18 protein-coding genes are annotated in these 20,192 nt (G+C 68.3%); 5 read left to right on the forward strand and 13 right to left on the reverse strand.

Translation table 11 applies throughout. The features are described 5' to 3' along the window. Window positions 1–483: 483 nt before the first annotated feature. From U742_RS0109210 to U742_RS0109220, 3 genes are read right to left on the reverse strand one after another with little or no spacing between them, the layout of a single operon-like run. Window positions 484–1,503 (reverse strand): ELM1/GtrOC1 family putative glycosyltransferase, encoded by a 1,020-nt coding sequence (locus U742_RS0109210; protein ID WP_029352264.1) that lies wholly within the window; start codon window positions 1,501–1,503, stop codon window positions 484–486. Then, window positions 1,500–2,405 (reverse strand): glycosyltransferase family 8 protein, encoded by a 906-nt coding sequence (locus U742_RS0109215; RefSeq protein WP_029352266.1) that lies wholly within the window; start codon window positions 2,403–2,405, stop codon window positions 1,500–1,502. Before U742_RS0109215 ends, U742_RS0109210 begins: the two co-directional genes overlap by 4 nt. Next, window positions 2,402–2,878 carry an Lrp/AsnC family transcriptional regulator gene (locus U742_RS0109220; RefSeq protein WP_029352268.1) on the reverse strand — a complete coding sequence of 159 codons (477 nt, stop codon included), beginning with the start codon at window positions 2,876–2,878 and terminating at the stop codon, window positions 2,402–2,404. Before U742_RS0109220 ends, U742_RS0109215 begins: the two co-directional genes overlap by 4 nt. A 288-nt stretch (window positions 2,879–3,166) precedes the next feature. On the opposite strand from U742_RS0109220, the gene trxB reads away from it, so the two are divergent. Then, window positions 3,167–4,159, forward strand: a complete 993-nt coding sequence (gene trxB, locus U742_RS0109225) for a thioredoxin-disulfide reductase (protein WP_051660997.1) — start codon at window positions 3,167–3,169, stop codon at window positions 4,157–4,159. Between the two features lie 32 nt (window positions 4,160–4,191). Beyond that, window positions 4,192–5,085, forward strand: coding sequence for a LysR family transcriptional regulator (locus tag U742_RS0109230; protein WP_029352272.1), 894 nt, complete (start codon window positions 4,192–4,194; stop codon window positions 5,083–5,085). A gap of 273 nt (window positions 5,086–5,358) precedes the next feature. On the opposite strand, the gene U742_RS0109235 is transcribed toward U742_RS0109230, so the two are convergent. From U742_RS0109235 to U742_RS0109260, 6 genes are all read right to left on the reverse strand, one after another. Further along, complete coding sequence (locus tag U742_RS0109235) at window positions 5,359–5,865, reverse strand: DUF2380 domain-containing protein (RefSeq protein WP_051660998.1); 507 nt, start codon at window positions 5,863–5,865, stop codon at window positions 5,359–5,361. A 404-nt stretch (window positions 5,866–6,269) separates the two neighbouring features. After that, window positions 6,270–7,916 (reverse strand): cation:proton antiporter domain-containing protein, encoded by a 1,647-nt coding sequence (gene ybaL, locus U742_RS0109240; RefSeq protein WP_029352275.1) that lies wholly within the window; start codon window positions 7,914–7,916, stop codon window positions 6,270–6,272. A gap of 215 nt (window positions 7,917–8,131) precedes the next feature. Then, window positions 8,132–9,115: a protein-methionine-sulfoxide reductase catalytic subunit MsrP gene (gene msrP, locus U742_RS0109245; RefSeq protein ID WP_029352277.1), complete on the reverse strand. Its 984-nt coding sequence runs from the start codon at window positions 9,113–9,115 to the stop codon at window positions 8,132–8,134. Between the two features lie 330 nt (window positions 9,116–9,445). Next, on the reverse strand, window positions 9,446–11,476 hold the full coding sequence (locus U742_RS0109250) for an elongation factor G (RefSeq protein ID WP_029352278.1): 2,031 nt from the start codon (window positions 11,474–11,476) through the stop codon (window positions 9,446–9,448). Window positions 11,477–11,737: 261 nt separating this feature from the next. Then, the gene (locus tag U742_RS0109255) at window positions 11,738–12,229 is read right to left on the reverse strand and encodes a DUF992 domain-containing protein (RefSeq protein WP_029352279.1); all 492 of its coding nucleotides are present in this window, start codon (window positions 12,227–12,229) and stop codon (window positions 11,738–11,740) included. 116 nt (window positions 12,230–12,345) lie between these two features. Next, on the reverse strand, window positions 12,346–13,548 hold the full coding sequence (locus tag U742_RS0109260; RefSeq protein WP_029352280.1) for a pyridoxal phosphate-dependent aminotransferase: 1,203 nt from the start codon (window positions 13,546–13,548) through the stop codon (window positions 12,346–12,348). Window positions 13,549–13,810: 262 nt separating this feature from the next. Here U742_RS0109260 and U742_RS0109265 point away from each other — a divergent pair, with 262 nt between their 5' ends. The 3 genes from U742_RS0109265 (at window position 13,811) to U742_RS0109275 (ending at window position 16,225) form a co-directional block, all read left to right on the forward strand. Continuing rightward, a complete protein-coding gene (locus U742_RS0109265) occupies window positions 13,811–14,479 on the forward strand; it encodes a glutathione S-transferase family protein (RefSeq protein ID WP_051661000.1) in 669 nt (222 codons plus the stop codon). A gap of 134 nt (window positions 14,480–14,613) precedes the next feature. After that, entirely contained in the window at window positions 14,614–14,931 is a 318-nt protein-coding gene (locus U742_RS0109270) for a hypothetical protein (RefSeq protein ID WP_051661001.1), read from the forward strand. Between the two features lie 142 nt (window positions 14,932–15,073). Then, window positions 15,074–16,225, forward strand: a complete 1,152-nt coding sequence (locus U742_RS0109275) for a PQQ-dependent sugar dehydrogenase (RefSeq protein WP_248310317.1) — start codon at window positions 15,074–15,076, stop codon at window positions 16,223–16,225. Window positions 16,226–16,237: 12 nt separating this feature from the next. On the opposite strand, the gene U742_RS0109280 is transcribed toward U742_RS0109275, so the two are convergent. The 4 genes from U742_RS0109280 to U742_RS0109295 form a co-directional block, all read right to left on the reverse strand. Then, window positions 16,238–16,594 carry a DMT family protein gene (locus U742_RS0109280; protein ID WP_029352286.1) on the reverse strand — a complete coding sequence of 119 codons (357 nt, stop codon included), beginning with the start codon at window positions 16,592–16,594 and terminating at the stop codon, window positions 16,238–16,240. A gap of 22 nt (window positions 16,595–16,616) precedes the next feature. Continuing rightward, complete coding sequence (locus U742_RS0109285) at window positions 16,617–16,883, reverse strand: SemiSWEET family sugar transporter (protein ID WP_029352287.1); 267 nt, start codon at window positions 16,881–16,883, stop codon at window positions 16,617–16,619. Window positions 16,884–16,962: 79 nt separating this feature from the next. After that, a complete protein-coding gene (locus U742_RS0109290; RefSeq protein ID WP_029352289.1) occupies window positions 16,963–17,646 on the reverse strand; it encodes a Fe2+-dependent dioxygenase in 684 nt (227 codons plus the stop codon). Window positions 17,647–17,772: 126 nt separating this feature from the next. Further along, entirely contained in the window at window positions 17,773–20,019 is a 2,247-nt protein-coding gene (locus tag U742_RS0109295; protein WP_248310318.1) for a TonB-dependent receptor, read from the reverse strand. Window positions 20,020–20,192 lie beyond the last annotated feature (173 nt).

Below are 20,192 nucleotides of genomic sequence, written 5' to 3' on the forward strand. Positions count from 1 at the left end.
CACATAAAGATCAAGGAAAGAATTCCTATGATCGGAGTGCTCGTGGCACTGCGTGGATGCCCGGATCACGTCCGGGCATGACGGCGTGCGGGGTGATGAGCGCGTATGGAGAAGGACGGAATACCCCTGCCACTCCGCCCCTCGTCATCCTGAGGCGCTCGCGAAGCGAGCCTCGAAGGACGCAGACGGCCGATGCAGCCACGATGCCGGCGCAACGGTCGCTGGGTCGGGTAGCAACCCGCTGCGTGCTTCGAGGCCGGCCTGACGGCCGGCACCTCAGCATGACGGCGGTGACTTTGACGCCGCGCGCTCCGGGTCCACGCCTCGCTCTCCGCCGGCGCACGACATGGATGCCCGGCCGGGTCCCCGGATCAAGTTCGGGGGAGAGCATGACGGCGCGTCGGGAGGGACGGCATGTGCGGGAGGACGGAGCGGCGCGGATGAAGAGACGCCCTGCCGGGCCCATCGGGGCCGACCCGCCCCTCACCCCGCGGGCGGCGTCAGGCCCAGCACGGAGGCCACCGCCGCGGTCAGCCGGGCGCGGGGATCGCCCTCGGGGGGCACCAGCCGGGTGAGCGTGGCGGCGAACTGCTCGGCGGTGACGCTGGCGAGCGGCAGGATGGCGAGGCTCGGCCCGGACGCCATTCCGGCGATCGCCTCATTGGCGTAGGCGTCGTGCACCACCGCCGAGCGCAGCCCGATCACCGGCCGCCGCGCGGTGAGACCCTCGGCGAGCATGCTCATCGAATCCTCGGTCACCACCACCGCGTCGGCGCCGAACATGTCGCGCGCCGAGCCGGCGCCGGCGGCGCGGTAGTCGATGAATTCGGCGAGGTGGCCCTGCGCGTTCAGGCCGGCGAACATGTCGACCACCTCGTCCGGCGTGCGCCGCGAGGTGGAAACGCGCCATCTGACGCCGTAGCGCGCCGCCACCTCCGCGACCAGCCGCGCCAGCGCCTGCCATTCATTCGCCGGCCAGGTCTTGCGATAGGCGGTGCCGCCGATCATCAGCGCGATCTCGGCGCCGGCGAGGTCCGCCACGGTGGCGAGCCGCCGCGGCGGCGGATAGGCGTCGGGATCCACCGTCGAGGGGATCAGCGCATAGGCCGAGCGCGGATTGCCGCCCGAGCGCGGCGAGGCGACGACCTGCAGATCGACCTCGCGCGTGTCGTAGCCGCCGATCTGCCCGGAATAGAGGAACGGCACGCCGAAGACGCGCTTCAAAAGGATGCCGGCGGCGACCGTCGGCCGTCCCGAGCCGATCAGCACGTCCGGCCGTTCCAGCGCGGCCACGTCGATGTGGTACATCGCCTTCAGCCACCAGCCGGGATCGCGGCCCCATTTGCGCATGATGATCTTGCGGATGTCGTCATGCGCGAACCAGCTCGGCCGGATGTCGAGGCGCGCGATCTCGGCCGGCGCCAGGCGGGCGACGGCGAGCGCCACCCCTTCCGCCTGGTGGAAATGGCCGGGCTTCTTGTCGCGCAGAACCAGGAGCTTCACGCGCGCGCTCCGGGAACCGACGGCACCAGCCGGCCGAGGAACCTGCGCAGCTTGCCGAGCTTCTTCTTCCACTCGCGGCGCAGCGCGCTGTGGAGCGGCGCGTCCGCCCACGGGGTGAGCCGGCGATATTCGAAATAGATGTCGCGCGCCGGGTGGTTGCAGTCGCTGTGGTTCGGCTTCACCGGGCCCATATAGTGGACGATGCGCGCGCCCCGCCACGCCTCGGGCGGCTCGGCATAGTCGCCCTTCTTGCTGTAGCGGCAATGCATGTTCCAGCACTCGTCGAGCTTCAGCCAGTCGCCGCGCAGCGTGCCGTTGATGGCGTCCTGGTCCATCAGCGGCAGGTCGGGATGCTCGATGCTGAACTGCCGCGCCCGCCCGGTGATGTCGCGCCGGCGCCATTCGGCGACGTCGATCAGCAGCACCCCAGCGTTCAGATAGGGCGTGCCCTCCGGCGCGCCGATCGCCGCGTTGCGGTTGGCGTGGCTCTTCGGGCGGCGCTGCGCGTCGTCGCCGACCGCCGCCAGCACATGGCCCTCAAGCGGCAGGTCGCGCAGTGGCGAAAGCGGGCCGTGCACCACCGCGTCGCAGTCTATGTAGAGCAGCCGCCCGTCGGCGGGGTCCACCTTGTGCGGGATGAACAGCCGCGCATAAGTGATGCGCGACATGTACTGCTTCACCGGCATGCCGCAGAGGAAGGCGAGGTCGGCGTCCGTCACCTCGACAATCTCGATGTCGTCGCGCCCGTAGCTCCTGAGCAGCCTCGCCTTGTCGTCCGCGCTGATGCGGTCGACGAAGACCAGCACCTTCTCGTAGTCGCCATGCGCGTTGCGGGCGAGCGAGGCGAGCATGGCGCCCGTCAGCTCGGCATAGCCGCCGTCGGTGGCGGTGGCGACGATCACGTCGCGCCTCCCTCCATCGGGACGATGGCGGCGTCCTTGGTCTGGCGCAGCGTGATCGTCGTCTTGACGTTGCGCACGTTCGGCGCCCCGGTCAGTTCCAGCACGAAGTTCTGGAAGGTGCGCAGGTCCGGGGCGACGCAGAGCAGCAGGAAGTCGGTCTCGCCCGAGAGCATCCAGCAGGAGCGCACCAGCGGCCAGCGCTCCACCCGGTCGGCGAAGGCGGCGAGATCGGCCTCGGCCTGGCTGACCAGATGCACCATGGCGAAGGCCATCAGGTCGTAGCCGAGCGCCTTCTCGTCGAGCAGCGCGCGGTAGCCCCTGATGATGCCGTCCTCCTCGAGCGCGCGCACGCGCCGCAGGCAGGGCGGCGCCGAGATGCCGACCCGCTTCGACAGCTCCACATTGGTGATGCGGCCGTCGCCCTGGAGTTCACGCAAAATATTCGCATCGATCGCGTCGATCCGGCGCACCACGCGGCCTCTTTTCCGTTGGCGGGTATGGATAGGCCCCGCGGATCGCGGCGAACCCGATGGCGCGCCGCCGCCAGCGTAATAATATTTCGCGGAGGTCGCCGCAATCTTCTCTCTGGACAACTAATGGATTAAGGAACGCAGCCTTGCGGTACTGCGGGCGAGCTCCTACATTTTCGCATGGCTGCCGGCGCGTGATCCCGTCGCGGCTGCATGGAGTTCATAGCTCACGGTCTCTCCGCGCGAGAGACGGGTCGCAAGGGTATTCCAAAGGTCTTCCAAAGGTTCTCCATGTCGTCGGCTGCTGTCCCGGGTTCATCGACCCCATCGACCCACGTGAAGGTGCTGATCGTCGGCTCGGGCCCGGCGGGCTACACCGCCGCCATCTATGCCGCGCGCGCCATGTTGGAGCCGGTGCTGATCCAGGGCATCCAGCCGGGTGGCCAGCTCACCATCACCACCGACGTCGAGAACTATCCAGGGTTCAAAGACCCGATCCAGGGTCCGTGGCTGATGGAGCAGATGCAGGCGCAGGCCGAGCATGTCGGCACCCGCATCGTCACCGACATCGTCACCAAGGCCGACCTCTCCCGCCGTCCGTTCCGGCTGGAGACCGATTCCGGCACGGTCTGGCACGCCGACACGCTGGTCCTCGCCACCGGCGCGCAGGCGCGCTGGCTGGAGCTGCCCTCCGAGCAGGCCTATCGCGGCTTCGGCGTCTCCGCCTGCGCCACCTGCGACGGCTTCTTCTACCGCGGCAAGGAGGTCATCGTGATCGGCGGCGGCAACACCGCGGTCGAGGAGGCGCTGTTCCTCACCAACTTCGCCTCCAAGGTCACGCTGGTGCACCGCCGCGACGAATTGCGCGCCGAGCGCATCCTGCAGGACCGGCTGTTCAAGCACCCGAAGGTCGAGGTGGTGTGGAACGCCGCGCTGCACGAGGTGAAGGGCGAGAGCGAGCCCTCCCGCGTCACCGGCGCCGTTTTGAAGGACACCCGCACCGGCGCCCTCACCGAACTCGCCGCCGACGGCGTGTTCATTGCCATCGGCCACGCGCCAGCGACCGAGCTGGTGCAGGGCCAGCTCCGGCTGAAGCCGAGCGGCTATGTGTGGACCGCCCCCTATTCGACGGCCACCTCGGTGGAAGGCGTGTTCGCCGCGGGCGATGTCGCCGACGACGTGTTCCGCCAGGCGGTGACCGCCGCCGGCATGGGCTGCATGGCGGCGCTGGAGGCCGAGCGCTTCCTCGCCCACCAGCAGCCGCTGGCCAGCGCGGCCGAATGACGATGGACAGTTCGAACGCGCGGGCACGGGGCATGGACTGGGACAAGCTGAAGGTTTTCCACGTCGCGGCGGAGGCGGGATCCTTCACCCATGCCGGCGAGGCGCTGGGCTTGTCGCAATCGGCGGTGAGCCGGCAGGTCTCGGCGCTGGAGCAGGAGCTCAACATCCCGCTGTTCCATCGCCATGCGCGCGGGCTCATCCTGACCGAGCAGGGCGACCTGCTCTACCGCACCGCGCACGAAGTCTTCATGAAGCTGGAGGCTGCGCGCGCCAAGCTGACCGACTCGCGCGAGAAGCCGAACGGCGAGCTGCGCGTTACCACCACCATGGGCCTCGGCACCCACTGGCTGACCGCCCGCATCGGCGAGTTCCTCGAGCTCTATCCCGACATCCGCATCACGCTGATCCTCACCGACGAGGAGCTCGACCTCGCCATGCGCGAGGCCGACGTCGCCATCCGCCTGCGCCAGCCGGTGCAGCCGGACCTCATCCAGCGCAAGCTGTTCACCGTGCATTTCCACGCCTTCGCCTCGGCCGAGTACCTGAAGCGCAACGGCCATCCGCGCACGGTGGAGGAGCTCGACAAGCACCGCATCATCCTGCTCGGCGGCCCGATCCCGAGCTATTTCCAGGGTCTCAACTGGCTGGAGCGCGCCGGCCTGGAGGATGGCCAGGAGGGACGCGTGCCGGCGCTGTCGGTCAACAACGTGCTGGGGCTGAAGCGCGCCGTCGAGCGCGGGGTGGGCATAGGCACCGTGCCGGACTATCTGCTGGAGGATTCGGCGACGCTGGTGCAGCTCTTCCCCGAGCGGCCGACGCCGACGCTGGAGGCCTATTTCGTCTATCCGCAGGAAATGCGCTCGGTCGCTCGCATCCAGGTGTTCCGCGACTTCCTGGTGGCGAAGGCGCAGCGCTGGAGCTTCTGAGAAACCCGCCCCGAACGGCAGGGTGAATCGAGCCGCGCAGCCCCGCTGCGATGGCTTGGTTTCCTCAATAAATCGCCGAAGAGCCTTTGCTGGGTCCCGGATCGGCGCCGCGCGATGCGCGGCTTGTCCGGGACACGAGGTGCAACGCTGTGTTCCGGACAAGTGACGGCGAAGCCGGAACGAAGAGCCGGAACCCAGCGGAAACCCTTCGGCAATTCCCCCTACGAACCGGACCCATCCGGACAGGGCAGCTCTCGCCTGCCTACCCGCGCCTCAGGGCTGCACCCTGCCCTCCGGTGGCGCGCCCTCCTTGGCGAGCGCCTCGGCCACGTCCTTCGCGACGAAGGAGCCGGCGCGCCGCCAGCCCTCGTCATTGTCGCCGCGGAAGCTGAGCAGGCGCTGCAGCACCACCTTGCCGGTGGCGACGTCGATGACGCCGACCTTCATCGACAGCACCAGCGTGCTCATCTTGTGCACTCCGGCGACCAGCATCAGCGAGGCGCCCGCCTTCGCCGCCTCGCCGCGCAGCCGTTCGACGCCGGCCTCGTCGAGCGCGCAGGGCGGGCCGCCGCACGGGATCGCCAGGCTGGCGAGGCGCCCGTCGCGGCCGAGATCGCTCCGCAGCGCCTGCGCCAGCGCCGCCAGCCGGGCATGGTGGGCGGCGTCCTGATTGACCGGCTCGCCTGACGAATCGGTGAAGCCGACATCCGGCACGGCAACGGTCAGCGGAGCCGCCGCCCGGACCTCGCGCGACGTGAGGGGCGCGAAAAACAGCGGCATCGCGGCAACACCCACCAGAAAAGCGCGTGCGGCTGGAGCCCGGACATAACGTCGCAACAGTGTCATGGCGTGTCCCCGGCGTGTCCTCGATCCCGGCCTCTGACGGGCCATAACCCTTATCCTAACGCAATTCCGGCTTGTGTCCCGCTGCGGTGATTGCGCTAATCTGATCAAATCTGCAGCAATTTCCTGCCGATATTCGCCCAATCTGCAGTTATGCATGCCTGCCATGCAGGCAGCTCTCATTGAATTTTGCCTCTACGCTGGGCATATTCGGTTTGCGCTGTAAGCACTCTGTGCTCTCAGCTGTTCCCCTCTGGAAGGTTCGCCGCGCAAGCGGCGAGACTCATCGGGCTCCCGCAAGGGAGCCCTTTTTTTGTCCGCTCGCCGGAAACGCCTGCGCTTCAGCTTCCGAAGACGTGCTCGACCATGCGGTTGGCGATCTCGCGCTCGGCGTACACGACGAGGTCCGCTCCCTGCGCGCGCAGATGCTCGACGCCGTCCTCGCTGTGCGCGCGGGCGACGATGAAGATGTCGCGCCGCCGCTCGCGGGCGGCCTCGATGATGGCGCCGGCCTGCAATTCGTCGGGAACCGTGACCATGAGCATGCGCGCGCCCGGCAGCCCGGCATCGTCCAGCATGTCGTCCGGCGGCCCGACGGCGATGACCCCTCGCCCGCCGCCCTTGCGCCAGGCCTCGATCTTCAGGCGGTCCTGGTCGACCGCGACCACCGGCACCTTGGCCTCGGCGAGCTGGCGCGCCACCGACGAGCCGACCCGGCCGAGCCCCACCACCAGCACCGGCCCGTCGCCATGCGGCCGGTGCGGCCCGATCGCCGTGTCGGCCGCCGGCGCCTCTTCCTCCTCGTCGTCGAGGCCGAAGATCCGATCGGCGAGGACGAACATGAACGGGTTCAGCGCGATCGAGATCAGCGCGCCGGCCACCACCAGGTCGCGCGCCTCGCGCGGCACCATGTCGTTGTCGACGCCGAGGCCGACGAGGATGAAGGAGAACTCGCCGATCTGCGACAGGCTCGCCGCCACCATGGCGGCCATGTTGCGCGGGCGCCGGAGCAGCCGGACGATGGCGATCGCCGCCAGCGACTTGATGAACAGGATGATCAGCAGCGTCGCCGCGACGTCGAGCGGCCGGCGCAGCAATATGCTCGGGTCGAACAGCATGCCGACCGAGACGAAGAACAGCACGGCGAAGGCGTCGCGCAGCGGCAGCGAGCCCTCGGCGGCGCGATGGCTGAGATCGGACTCGGCCAGCACCAGCCCGGCGAAGAAGGCGCCGAGTGCGAAGGAGACGCCGAACAGCAGGGCCGAGCCATAGGCGATGCCGAGCGCGATGCCGAGCACCGAGAGCGTGAACAGCTCGCGCGAGCCGGTCTTCGCCACCTTGCCGAGCATCCACGGCACCATCCGCCGGCCGAACACCAGCATCAGCGCGACGAACAGCGCGACTGCGCCGAGCGTGGTGGCGATCTTGCCGGCGAGGTCGGCATAGTCGGCCTCGCGGCCGGCGGCGAGGCTGCCGAACAGCGGCAGCAGCACCAGCGCCAGCACCATGGCGAGGTCTTCGACGATCAGCCAGCCAACCGCCACATGGCCGTTCTCGGTCTCGATCGCGCGCCGCTCCTCCAGCGCCCGCAGCAGGACGACGGTGGAGGCGACCGACAGCGACAGGCCGAAGACGAGCCCGCCCGCCACGCTCCAGCCCCACCACATGGCGAGCCCGAGGCCGACCGCGGTGGCGACCGCGATCTGCCCGATGGCGCCGGGCACGGCGATGCTCCACACCCGCATCAGGTCGCGCGGGGTAAAGTGCAGGCCGACGCCGAACATCAGGAGGATGACGCCGAGCTCGGCAAGCTGCGGGGCGAGCGAGGTGTCGGCGATGAAGCCCGGCGTGTAGGGGCCGACCAGAAGGCCGGCGACCAGATAGCCGACGATGGGGGAGAGCCGCAGCCGCGTCGCCAGATAGCCGAAGATCGCCGCCAGCACGAAACCGATGCAGACGGTGGCGATCAACGGCACATGATGCGGCATTACGCGGTGTCCTCCTCGCGCCCCGATGGGTGATGTTGGTGGAAGGCCACGCGAACGAGTAGATCGGCGCCTCGAACGTAAAATGCAATCCGAGGCCGCCGAGCGCAAGAGCAGGCCAGTCGAAAAAATGCGCCGCATGGACGAAATATCGTCATGCGGCGCGGATCGACTGAATTATATTGCAGTGCGGTGACGCTATTGCGTTAACGAAGCCGTCACATGAACAGCTTCTCGGTCTTCTCCAGCCCGCTGTAGAGCGAGGCCACCTGCTCACCATAGCCATTATAGATCAGCGTCGGGCGGCGCTCGCCGGTGCCGATGTCGCGCTCGCTCGCCTGACTCCAGCGCCGGTGCGGCACCTGCGGGTTCACATTCGCCCAGAAGCCGTATTCCTGTCCCTGCACCTTTTCCCACAGCCCGACCGGGCGCTCGGCGACGAAGGAGAAGCGTACGATCGACTTCACCGATTTGAATCCGTACTTCCACGGCACCGCGAGCCGCAGCGGCGCGCCGTACTGGTTGGGCGCCGGCTTGCCGTAGATGCCGGTGACGAGGAAGGCGAGATCGTTCGTCGCCTCCGCCATGGTCAGCCCCTCGACATAGGGCCAGGGATAGATGAAGCGGTTCTGCGCCGGCGCCACCTTCGGGTTCACGAAGGTCTCCATCTGCACGTATTTGGCGCCCGACAGCGGCTTGGCGAAGGCGACGAAGTCCTTCATCGGGAAGCCGGTCCACGGCACCGTCATCGACCAGGCCTCGACGCAGCGGTGCCGATAGAGCCGCTCCTCCAGCTTCATGGCGCGGATGATGTCGTCGATGCCGACCTCGCGCGGCTGCTCGACCAGCCCGTCGATCTTCACCGTCCACGGCCGGCGCGGCATGCGCGCGGCGATGCGGGCGATCGAGTAGTTCATCTGGTCGGAGCCGAACTCGTAGAAATTGTTGTAATTGGCGGAAACATCCTCCGGCGTCAGCGGCGTCGACACCGTGAAGGCCGGATTGCGCGCGGCCGGATAAAGGTCGCGGGTCGGGTCGCCCGCCGGGTCGCCGGCGGCCTGCGCTTGCGCGAGGCCGGGGGCTCCGGCGAGGGCCACGAGCCCGGCTGCCCCGCCGAGCAAGGCGCGGCGTGACAGGAAGACGTGCTCGGGCGTGGCGGCGCTCTCCGGCAGTTCCCAGGAACGGCGGCGGCGGATCAGCATCGAAGCCTCCATGATCTCGATGCGGACAATACGTCGCCGCGCGGCGATTTGTTACCGCCGCCGCTTCAACTCGGCGTGCATGGCGTGGCGCCTACGGCGCAATCTCTCCTGGGTCCCGGCTCGGCGCTTCGGCTTCGCCTCCGCTGGGCCGGGACACGAACCCCTCATGCCTTGTCCCGGACAAGCTGCACGCAGTGCAGCGCCGATCCGGGACCCAGGAAAAACGCGCGCAACGCCTATGCCTCGGATCGAAGCGCCTGCGGCAACGTCTCCCCTGGGTCCCGGCTCGGCGCTCCGGCTTCGCCTCCGCTGGGCCGGGACACGAACCCCTCATGCCGCTCGCGTCGCGGCCACCACCGTCTCCGCCTGCCGGCCGGCGAGCTCGGCCATGTGGTCGAAGCGGCGGGTGAAGCAGCCGACGCCGGCGCTCGCCGAGCGCAGCTCGACGATGAGGTCGCCGATCTCCGCCTGCGGCACCAGCGCCCGCACCGTGTCCCAACCCGACCAGCCCTCGCGCGGCTCGAAGCCGAGGATCTGCGCCCGCCGCGCCGAGAGGATCGCGTTGACGCGCGCGGTCGCCTCGCCCGGCACCATCACGGTGACGTCGTCGATCGGCTCCAGCAGCACCGGCGTGCAGTTCGGCAGCGCCTCGGCGATGGCGAGCCGCGCCGCCGCGCGGAACGCCTGATCGGAGGAATCCACCGTGTGGTAGGAGCCGTCCGCCAGCGTCACCGTGAGGTCCACCACCGGGAAGCCGAGCGGCCCCTGTCTCAGGGCCTCCTTCACCCCCTCCTCCACCGAGGAGATGTACTGGCGCGGCACCGCCCCGCCGGTGATGGCATCGACGAAGCGGAAGCCCTCGCCGCGCTCCTGCGGCTTGACGTCGAGCAGAACGTCGCCGAACTGCCCATGGCCGCCGGACTGCTTCTTGTGGCGCCCGCGCTGCACGGTCGGCCGGCGGATCGTCTCGCGATAGCCGACGCGCGGTGGGCGGGTCACGGCCGGCACTCCGAAGCGCTCGGCGAGCCGTTCCAGCGCGACGCGCAGATGCATCTCCCCCTGCCCGCTCAACAGCACCTCGCCCTTCTCGGCGTCGTGGCGCACGATCAGCGAGGGGTCCTCCTCGGCGAGCTTGGTCAGTGCGAGGCCGAGCTTCACGTCGTCCTTGCGCTCGCGGGCGGAGATGGCGAGCGCCATCACCGGCTCGGGCAGCGGCGGCCCGGCCGCGCCCGCCGGGCGGGTCGAGACCAGATCGCCGCTCGCCGCATGTTCGAGCCGCGCGAGGCCGACCACGTCGCCCGTCCGCGCCGGGCCGCGCTTCTCCACCGACGCGCCCTGCACCGCCATCACGCCACCGACCCGGTCGGCGACGCCCTGCCCGCCGATCAGCGGCGCGCCCTCGGCGATCTCGCCGGCCAGCACGCGGGCGAGCGAGAGCTTGCCGCCATGGCCGGTGTGCAGCGTCTTCATCACATAGGCGACCGGCGCCGCGGAGCCGACGCCGAGCCGCGCGCGGGTCTCCGCCACGCCGGGCGCCTCGTGCCGCAGCGCCTTCAAAAGCCGCGTCACGCCGTTGCCGCGCAGCGCCGAGCCGATCAGCACCGGGCACACCTCGCCCTGCCTGAGCTCGCGGGCGAGGTCGTCGAAGACGAGGTCGCGCGGCGGCTCGATGTCCTCGAGGAGCTGCTCCATCAGCGCGTCGTCATGGTCGGCCAGCTTCTCCAGCATGGAGAAGCGGGCATCGCGCTCGCGCGGCAGTTCCTCGCCGTCGAGCGGCACGATCTCGGAGGGCGCGTGCTCGCGATAGACGAAGGCGCGTTCCAGCGCGAGATCGACGAAGCCGACCACGATTCCGTCGCGCCAGATCGGGATCTGCCGCATCAGCAGCGGCACGGAGGAAGCCGGCTGCAGGATCGCCAGCGCTTCCTGGAGATGCTTGTCGGCCTTATCGATCTTGTTGAGGAACAGGAAATGCGGGATGCGCGCCTCCTCGAGCTCGCGCAGGATGAGCTGGAGCTGCGGCACCTTGCGCTCGTCGGCCTCGCACACCACCACCGCGGCATCCACCGCCGGCAGCACGCCGCGCGTTTCCTGCAGAAACTCGACCGAGCCGGGGCAGTCGATGAAGGCGAACTCCTCGCCGAGATAGCGCACGGTCGCGACATTCGCCTCGACGCTCATGCGGTGCGCACGCGCCTGCGGCGAGGCGTCGGCGACGCTGGTGCCGGCATCGACCGAGCCGGCGCGCGCAATGGCGCCGGCATGGACCAGTATTTCCTCGAAAAGCGTGCTCTTGCCGCTCTGGAACGGGCCGACAAGCGCGATGGCGCGTGTGCCGTCGGCCCCGCTTCGGCTACGCACCGGACGGTCTCCGGCAGCGCGTGCTGGATCTTCCATGGGTCGCCTCCTCAAGCCGCACCATGTCCGTCGCCCTCGGGGGCGGCTGGTGCCGTCGGTTGCGGCCGGCGCGGGCAGTCGAAAGAGGCGTCGACCGGACCTCGATGGTCGACCCTTCGGCGCCCGCGCACAAGGAGGCTGTCTCGCGCTGCAGCGAAGCCGGAAACGGCGACGGCCCCCGCCGTTCCCGGCGGGGGCCGTCTCGTCAGAGCGAAGGTGGAAGGATCAGAGCGCGCGCAGGGTCAGGTCGCCGACGCCGACCGCGATGTTCACGCCGGTCTGGCCCTCGACGCTGAAGGGCTGCAGCGCGATCGTGTTGTTCGAGCCGCCGAGCAGGGCGTTGCCGGCGACGCCGAGGCCCACCGCGACGCTGCCGGACACGCCGACATAGGTGCCGCTGAGGTCCTTCTGCGCGATCCGACGGGTCGGCGCCAGCACCGTCCAGACGAGGACGTTGCGCCCGGTCACGCCGAGGTCGAGGCCGAAGCGGCGGATCGAACCCTCATAGGGGTAGCGCACGCCGCGCACCGAATTGAAGACGCAATCGAGCGTACGCCGCGAGCCGACGATGAAGCTTATCGACTTGCTGCCGCGGCATTCGAGCGTGCCGACCTCGACGCGGCGCTGCTGCGCCGCCGCCGGCGTGGCAAGCGCTCCGGCGGCGCCGGCGACAAGCGCGGCACCGAGAGCGGCGCGGACGATCACTTTACGGAACATGATTATTCTCCCTGGGAGCTATCTCCCGCGCCGGATCGAGCCACCAAACCGCGCGGCGTGCAATGGTAAAATCACGCACCGCGCGGGGAGCTGGCAGGGCCTTGCGTGAGCCCCGATCAGCGCAGCGAGCCGCAGAATCGCTGGATGCGCAGGCACGCCTCCTCGAGGTCCTTGGTGGCCGTCGCGTAGGAGATGCGGAAGGCCGGGCCGAGGCCGAACGCCGAGCCGTGCACCACCGCAACGCCCTCGGCTTCCAGAAGTTCGCTCGCGAAGGTCTCGTCGTCCGCGATCTCCTTGCCGGCCGGCGTCTTCTTGCCGATCAGCCCGGCGCAGGAGGGATAGACGTAGAACGCGCCTTCCGGCTTCGGGCACTTGAGGCCGTTCGCCTGGTTCAGCATCGACACCACGAGGTCGCGGCGTTCCTTGAACACCTTGTTGTTGGCCTCGATGAAGTCCTGCGGACCATTGAGCGCCTCGACCGCCGCCCACTGCGCGATCGAGTTCGGGTTGGAGGTCGACTGCGACTGCAGCGTGCCCATCGCCTTGATCAGCTCCTCCGGGCCGCCGGCATAGCCGATGCGCCAGCCGGTCATGCAATAGGCCTTGGAGACGCCGTTCATGGTCAGCGTGCGGTCGTAGAGCGAAGGCTCCACCTGCACCGGCGTCACGAACTCGAACCCGTCATAGACGAGGTGCTCATACATGTCGTCGGTGAGGATCCACACATGCGGGTGCTTCACCAGCACGTCGGTGAGCGCCTTCAGCTCGGCGCGCGAATAGGCGGCGCCCGTCGGGTTCGACGGCGAGTTGAAGATCAGCCACTTGGTCTTCGGCGTGATGGCGGCTTCGAGCGCGGCCGGCTGCAGCTTGAAATTGTCCTCGAGCTTCGTCTCGATCGCCACCGGAGTGCCGCCGGCGAACTGCACGATGTCGGGATAGCTGACCCAATAGGGCGCCGGGATGACCACCTCGTCGCCGGGATCGAGGGTAGCCACCAGCGCGTTGAACAGCACCTGCTTGCCGCCGGTGCCGACCGTGATTTGGCTCGGCTTGTAGGTGAGGCCGTTCTCGCGCTTGAACTTGGCGACGATCGCCGCCTTCAGCTCCGGGATGCCGTCGACCGCGGTGTAGCGGGTCTGGCCGTCGCGGATCGCCTTGATCGCGGCGTCCTTGATGTTGTCCGGCGTCTCGAAGTCCGGCTCTCCGGCGGCGAGCGCGATCACGTCCCGGCCAGCCGCTTTCAGTTCCCGCGCCTTGTTCGAGATGGCGATCGTCTGCGAGGGATTGATGCGCTTCAGGGCGGCGGATATGAGGCTCATGGCCGGGCTCCGTTGGTGTTTTGCGGGGCACAACTAGAGCATGGGCGAAAAAGTGGAAACCGGTTTTTCGCTTGATCCATGCTCTAGAATGCGTGAATCGATCACGCTTTCCGCATTCGGGCGCCGCCCGAACGCGGCGTGATCTAGTCGAGCCCTTGCGCGCGGGCAAGCGATTCCCCACCTGCGGCGGACCGCAAGGCTGCGGTAAGCTGACGCCTTGGGCTCTTTTACGCGGGGGGCCGCGCCGTTCGGGGATGATGACGTGCTCAAGCTCTATGCGATGCAGAGTTCAGGCAACTGCTACAAGGTGCGCCTCCTGCTCGCCAAGCTGGGCCTGCCCTTCACGCTGGTCGACGTCGACCTGCTGCGCGGCGAGAACCGCACGCCCGAATTCCTGATGAAGAATCCGGAAGGCCGGGTGCCGCTCCTGGAGCTGCCCGGCGGGCGCTTCCTCGCCGAATCGGGCGCCATCCTCGCCTATCTGGCCGAGGGCTCGCCCCTCCTGCCGGACGAGCGCTTCGCCCGCGCCGAGGTGCTGCGCTGGATGTTCTTCGAGCAGCACTCGCACGAACCGGCGATCGCCGCCGCGCGCTTCTGGCTGAAGTTGGTGCGCGGCGGGCGCGAGCTGCGCACTCACGACGTCGACCGCTGGCAGGAGGAAGGCTACGCCGCACTCGGCGTGATGGAGCGTCATCTGGCGCGCCGGCCCTTCTTCGTCGACGGGCGGCTGACCATCGCCGACATCGCTCTCTACGCGCACACCCATGTGGCAGAGGAAGGCGAGTTCGATCTCACCGGCTTCCCCGCGGTGCGCGGCTGGCTCGCCCGCGTCGCCGCGGCCCCCGGCCATGTCGGCATGGACTGGCGCCCCGATGCTTCGCTTGGCAGCGATACCGGCGCCGGCGACGCCACATTGGTTAACGCTTCCTAATAATTTATCGCGAAATTGCCGCGATTCCGCATGGCGGTGCCCCAATGCGGACCAAGCCGGGCCGCCTTCACCCGCGAAGGTACTCCCATCGGATCGATGCGATTCGCACCGCCCGCCGGCAAGAGGATTTCGTCATGGCCAACGTCGTCATCGCCCCCATCGAATCGCCCCGCGCGCGGCGCCGGCGCGCCCGCCGCGTCGCGATGCAGGCAGGCGTGGCGCTGACGCTGACCTTCGCCATCCTCGCCCTCATCTTCTCGCTCGGCATCGACCGCGCCGCGGCGGCGCAGATCGACGCCATCGGCCTCGTGGGCGAGGGCAGCCGCTTCACCGTCGGCGCCCTGCTGCTGACCATGTTCGCGGGCCTGTGCGCGCTCACCAGCCTGATGCTGCGCGACATGCTCGGCGAGCAGGACGACGTCTCGGACCGTCCCCGCAACCGCCAGGGCTGACCGCCCGTCCCCGCCCCGCCGGCACGCCGCCGGCGGGCATTCACGACGTTTTCAAGCCACGGTTGCTTGAGCCGGGTGCCGGCGCACGCTTCTTATGTGCGCCAGCGCCGGACAACTTGCGCATGCAACCGCGGACATCATCTTGAAGCTCGCTTTTCCGAACGTCGTCCTGCTCGGCGCCGCCCTCCTCCTCGCTGATGGCGCGCAGGCGCAGGATCGCACGGTCGATTCCTCGGCCGGCAAGCTGGCGGTCGAGCGGATCGCCACCGGTCTCGAGAATCCCTGGGGGCTCGCCTTCCTGCCCGACGGCCGCATGCTGGTCACCGAGCGCCCCGGCCGGCTGCGCATCGTCAGCCCGAACGGCACCGTCTCCGCTCCCGTCGCCGGCGTGCCGCCGGTCTACGCCATGGGACAGGGCGGCCTGCTCGACGTCGCGCTGGCGCCGGACTTCTCCGACAGCCGCATGGTCTATCTGAGCTATGCCGAGCCCCGCGAGGGGATTTCCGGCACCAGCGTCGCCCGCGGCCGCCTCGTCGAGGAGGCCGGCAATGCGCGGCTCGACGGGGTGGAGGTGATCTTCCGCCAGCAGCCCTCGGCCGGCGGGTCGAGCCATTACGGCTCCCGCCTCGTCTTCGGCCGCGACGGCCGGCTCTTCGTCACTCTCGGCGACCGCTATTCGCTGCGCGACAAGGCGCAGGACCTCTCCACCCATCTCGGCAAGATCGTGCGCATCGAGCGCGACGGCGGCGTGCCCTCCGACAATCCCTTCGCGCGCACCGCCAATGCCCGGCCGGAAATCTGGAGCTACGGCCACCGCAACGTGCAGGGCGCCGCGCTCGATCCGGCAACCGGCCGGCTCTGGACCATCGAGCACGGCGCGCGCGGCGGCGACGAGCTGAACCATCCCGAGGCCGGCAGGAACTATGGCTGGCCGGTGATCACCTATGGCCGCGACTATAGCGGGCTGCCCATCGGCGAGGGCACGCAGAAGCCCGGCATGGAGCAGCCGGTGAAATACTGGGACCCGTCATTCGCACCGTCCGGCCTCGCCTTCTACACCGGCAAGCTGATCCCGCAGTGGCAGGGTGACCTGTTCGCCGGCGGCCTCGCCGGCACCCGGCTGGTGCGGCTGCGGCTCGACGCGGCAAAGGAGAAGGTCGTCGAGGAGGAGGTGCTGCTGGAGGACCTCGGCGCGCGCATCCGCGACGTGCAGCAGGGGCCGGACGGCGCGCTCTGGCTGCTCACCGACGACCCCGGCGAGGGCGACGTGCTGCGTCTTTCCCCGGCGGGGTGAGGCCGAGCCGGCTCACGCCCATTTGTGGAAGATGAAATAGGCGCCGAGCGCGATGAAGGCGAAGCCCACGAGGTGGTTCCAGCCGATCGGCTCCTTCAGCCACAGCACCGAGAAGCCGGCGAAGACGAGGAGGGTGATCACCTCCTGCATCGTCTTGAGCTGGGCGGTCGAATAGATCTCCGAGCCGAACCGGTTGGCCGGCACGGCGAGGCAATATTCGAAGAAGGCGATACCCCAGCTCGCCGCGATGGCGATGAGCAGCGGCGACGATTTGTGCTTTAGGTGGCCGTACCAGGCGAACGTCATGAAGACGTTCGAGAGGAACAGCAGCACGATCGGCAACAGGGCCGGCGGAATCAGCGTCGTCATACGGCTTGTTTCCCAAACACGTTCAGCCAAATCGCAGCTTGAGCGAGACGATGCCGAGCACCAGCACGAGGGTGACGGCATTTGCCGCGACCACCGGCACGCTGCCGATCAGCAGGCCGTAGGCCAGCCACAGCGCGATGCCGAGCGCGAAGGCGCCATAGGTGGTCAGCGACAGGTCCCGCGTCTCGCGCGTGCGCAGAACCTTCACGGCCTGCGGCAGCCAGCACAGGGTCGTCAGAACGGCTGCGGTGCCGCCGATGAGTTCGACCGCGAGAGGCGAGAGTGGCATGGAGGGACGTCCGCGCGAGAGCGCGCAGGAGGTGTCATGCGTGCCGTCGGCTGTCAACGCGACCAGCGCGGCGCGTTCCTCACAGTTCGGCCCAGTGCCGCAACAGATTGTGATAGACGTTGGCCAGCGACAGCACGGCCGGGTCGTCGTCCGGCAGCCTGCCGCGCGTGGCGATGATCGCCATGTCGAGGTCGTAGAGCATGGCGCGCTTCTCCTGCTCGCGGATCATCGACTGCGACCAGAAGAACGAGGCCCAGCGCGAGCCGCGGGTGATCTCGGTCACGCTGTGCAGGCTGCTCGCCGGATAGACCACGGCATGGCCGGCCGGCAGCTTCACCTCGTGCAGGCCGTAGGTGTCCTCGATGACGAGCTCGCCGCCGTCATAATCCTCGGGATCGGTGAGGAAGACGGTGGTCGAGACGTCCGCGCGCATCCGCATGCCGGCGCCCGGGACGGCGCGGATCGAGCCGTCGACATGGGCGCCGAACTTCATGCCGACATCGTAGCGGTTGAACATCGGCGGCAGCACGCGCAGCGGCATCACCGCCGAGTTGAAGGTCGGGTTGCGCCCGAGCGCCGAAAGGACCAGGTCGCCGAGCTCGCGCGCCTCGGCCGAATCCACCGGGATCTGCAGGTTGAGCTTGGATTTCGCCGCCTGCTGGCCGGCGGTCACCCGCCCGTCGACCCATTGGGAAGCTTCCAGCACGCGCCGGCAATGGGCCACGTCCTGCGGGGTGAGGAGGTCGGGAATCTCAATCAGCATGGCACGTCCAAAACGCGAAAAGAGGGGAAAGCCGGCGCACCGGCCTTCCCCGAGGAACGGTCGTGAGAAGGTGGGCCCGGACGCGCCCCGTGGAACGCGCCCGGAAAGGCTGCCGCGCTCAGGCGGTCAGAACGTCACGCCCATGGTCAGCGTCACGGTGCGCCCCGGCGCCGGCGTGGCGCGGTTTCCCCAGCCCTGGCTGTAGTTCAGCTCGTCGGTGAGGTTCGTCGCATTGACCGCCACCCGGTACTTGTCCCAGTTGTAGGAGGTCATCGCGTCGAGCGAGAAGGTGGAGGGGACCTCCGCCGTGTTGGCGCTGTTGGTGTAGTAGCTGTCCGCATAGGTGATGCCGCCGCCGACCAGCCACTTTCCGCGCAGCGAGGGGAAGTGCTTGCTGACCTCGTAGGTGGTCCACAGCGTGAAGTTGTTCTTCGAGACGAACGGCACCTCGTTGCCGATATAGGCGGCGGTGGTCGAGGTCAGGATTTCGCTGTCGTAATAGGCGTAGCCGAGCTGCACCGTCCAGGCTTCGGTGATCTGGCCGGTGACGCCGAGCTCGACGCCCTGCACCCGCTGTTCCTCGCCGGTGTCGATGCTGTCGCCGGTCACCGGGTCGGTATAGGAGACGTTCGACTTGTCGACGCGGAACAGCGCGCCGGTGAGGCCGAGCCGTCCGTCGAGCAGCGAGATCTTGGCGCCCGCCTCCCAGGTCTCGTTGTCCTCGGGGTCGAGGTTCGGCTGCGACGGATTGACGACGGTGATGTCGTTGGTCGGGAAGGCGCCCTGCGGGGTGAAGGACTTCGCCCAGGAGACATAATAGGTCTGGAACTGGGTCGGCTCCCAGATGAAGCTGACCTTGGGGCTCCAGAACTGCGTGCTGCTGTCGGTGTTGACCCATCCGGCGGTGTTGCCAGACACCGACCAGTACTTGTAGTCCGCCGAATAGGTGTCCCAGCGGGTGCCGGCGAGCAGCGAGATCTGGTCGGTGAACCACACCCGGTCGCTGACGAACAGGCCGAGGTCGGTCGCCGTCGAGCGCCTGATGCCGTTGTTGCCGGTCGGGTTCTCGTAGAGCCAGTAGCCGGTGGTGTTGCCGTAGATCGGGTTCCAGATGGTCGAGGTGCCCTTCGAGCCGGCGACCGAGACCAGCGTGCGCTCGTCATTCACGAAATACATGTCGAGGCCGGTCACCAGCTCGTGGCGCAGCGCGCCGGTGTCGAACTTGGCGGTGACCGTCGTGATGTTCTGCCCGCTCCAGCTATCCTGGACGAAGCCGGGATTGCCGCCGCCGAAGCTGATGGCGGGATTGCCGCCGGCGAAGAACTGGCCCGTGCAGCTCGCCGCATAGGCGCTCGCCGTGGTGCCGGTGCCGCAGCCCGGCACGGTGGTGGCGAAATCGCGCTCATAGATGCCGATGCGGCTGTCATTGGTCACCGTCAGCCAGTCGTTCACCTCCTTCTTGTAGTTGGCGGTGAGCAAATGCGTGTCGGTGACGTCCTGATCGGTCGTCTTGCCGTAGAAGGTCGAACGCGGCACCCCGAACTCGGTCACCGGCTGGCCGAGCGAGCCGAACCGGGCGACGTCGCCGAAGCCGGGGGTCACGATCGGCACGCCGTAATCCGGCGTGCGGCTGCCATGCTGGTAGAGATAGTTGAGGTGCAGGGTCTGGTCGGTGCCGAGGCCAAAGCCGACATCCGCCATGAAGCCGTAGCGGTTCGATTCGACGTGGTCGCGGTCGACGAATTCCTGCTCGTTGACCATGCCGACGATGCGGATGGCGGTGGTGTCGCCGATCTGCTTGTTGATGTCGAACACCCCGCGATAGAGCGGGCCCATGCCGAGCTGGCCCTCGAAGTCGTATTTGTCACCGAGATGCGCCTTCTTCAGCGTGGTGTTGATGGCGCCGCCCGTGGTGCCGAGGCCGAAGCTCTCCGAGGACGGCCCCTTGAACACCTCGACCGATTCGTAGGCGAAGCTGTCGCGGACATAGACGCCGAAGTCGCGCAGCCCGTTGACGAAGATGTCGCCCTTGGCCTGGAAGCCGCGGATGCGGAACTGGTCGCCGTTCATGCCGCCGCCGCCTTCCCCGATGGCGACGGTGACGCCCGGCACATTGCGCAGCGCCTGGTCGAGCGTGGTGACGCCCTGCTGCTGCATCTGCTCCTGGGTGATGACGGTGATGGTCTGCGGCGTGTCCTGCACGGTGCCAGGCAGGCGCGAGAGGCCGGTGGTGGCCTCGAGCGTATTGGCAGGCGAGCCCTCGCCTTCGACGGTGACGGTCGGCAGCTCCTCGCCCGCCGCCGGCGCCGCTTGCTGAGCCGATGCGTCCATCATCGGAATGGCCGACATCGTCACCGCGAGTCCCGTGGTCAATGCAGCATTCGGCAGAGCCGGACGAAGCGTCTTCAGCTTATTCATTACCCCTAAACCCCGATTTGTCCTTATTTCTCCCTTCCTAATGGTGGTATTACAGAATTTCAAACACTATGTTTTTTATGTGTTCCAACAAAGGAAAGTATAATTCTTCAAAAGAAGGTTGTTTATAA

The organism is Allobosea sp. 117 (assembly GCF_000702305.1).
GTDB lineage: Bacteria > Pseudomonadota > Alphaproteobacteria > Rhizobiales > Xanthobacteraceae > Ancylobacter.

Bases quoted from the DNA above. Each gene is read 5' to 3' on its own strand.
- U742_RS0109280 (WP_029352286.1), bottom strand. From the start codon at position 16,594: ATGACGACGCTGATTCCGCCGGCCCTGTTGCCGATCGTGCTGCTGTTC.
- U742_RS0109270 (WP_051661001.1), top strand. From the start codon at position 14,614: ATGGCCAACGTCGTCATCGCCCCCATCGAATCGCCCCGCGCGCGGCGC.
- msrP (WP_029352277.1), bottom strand. From the start codon at position 9,115: ATGCTGATCCGCCGCCGCCGTTCCTGGGAACTGCCGGAGAGCGCCGCC.
- U742_RS0109290 (WP_029352289.1), bottom strand. From the start codon at position 17,646: ATGCTGATTGAGATTCCCGACCTCCTCACCCCGCAGGACGTGGCCCAT.
- trxB (WP_051660997.1), top strand. From the start codon at position 3,167: ATGTCGTCGGCTGCTGTCCCGGGTTCATCGACCCCATCGACCCACGTG.
- U742_RS0109230 (WP_029352272.1), top strand. From the start codon at position 4,192: ATGGACTGGGACAAGCTGAAGGTTTTCCACGTCGCGGCGGAGGCGGGA.
- U742_RS0109285 (WP_029352287.1), bottom strand. From the start codon at position 16,883: ATGCCACTCTCGCCTCTCGCGGTCGAACTCATCGGCGGCACCGCAGCC.
- U742_RS0109235 (WP_051660998.1), bottom strand. From the start codon at position 5,865: ATGCCGCTGTTTTTCGCGCCCCTCACGTCGCGCGAGGTCCGGGCGGCG.
- ybaL (WP_029352275.1), bottom strand. From the start codon at position 7,916: ATGCCGCATCATGTGCCGTTGATCGCCACCGTCTGCATCGGTTTCGTG.
- U742_RS0109255 (WP_029352279.1), bottom strand. From the start codon at position 12,229: ATGTTCCGTAAAGTGATCGTCCGCGCCGCTCTCGGTGCCGCGCTTGTC.
- U742_RS0109260 (WP_029352280.1), bottom strand. From the start codon at position 13,548: ATGAGCCTCATATCCGCCGCCCTGAAGCGCATCAATCCCTCGCAGACG.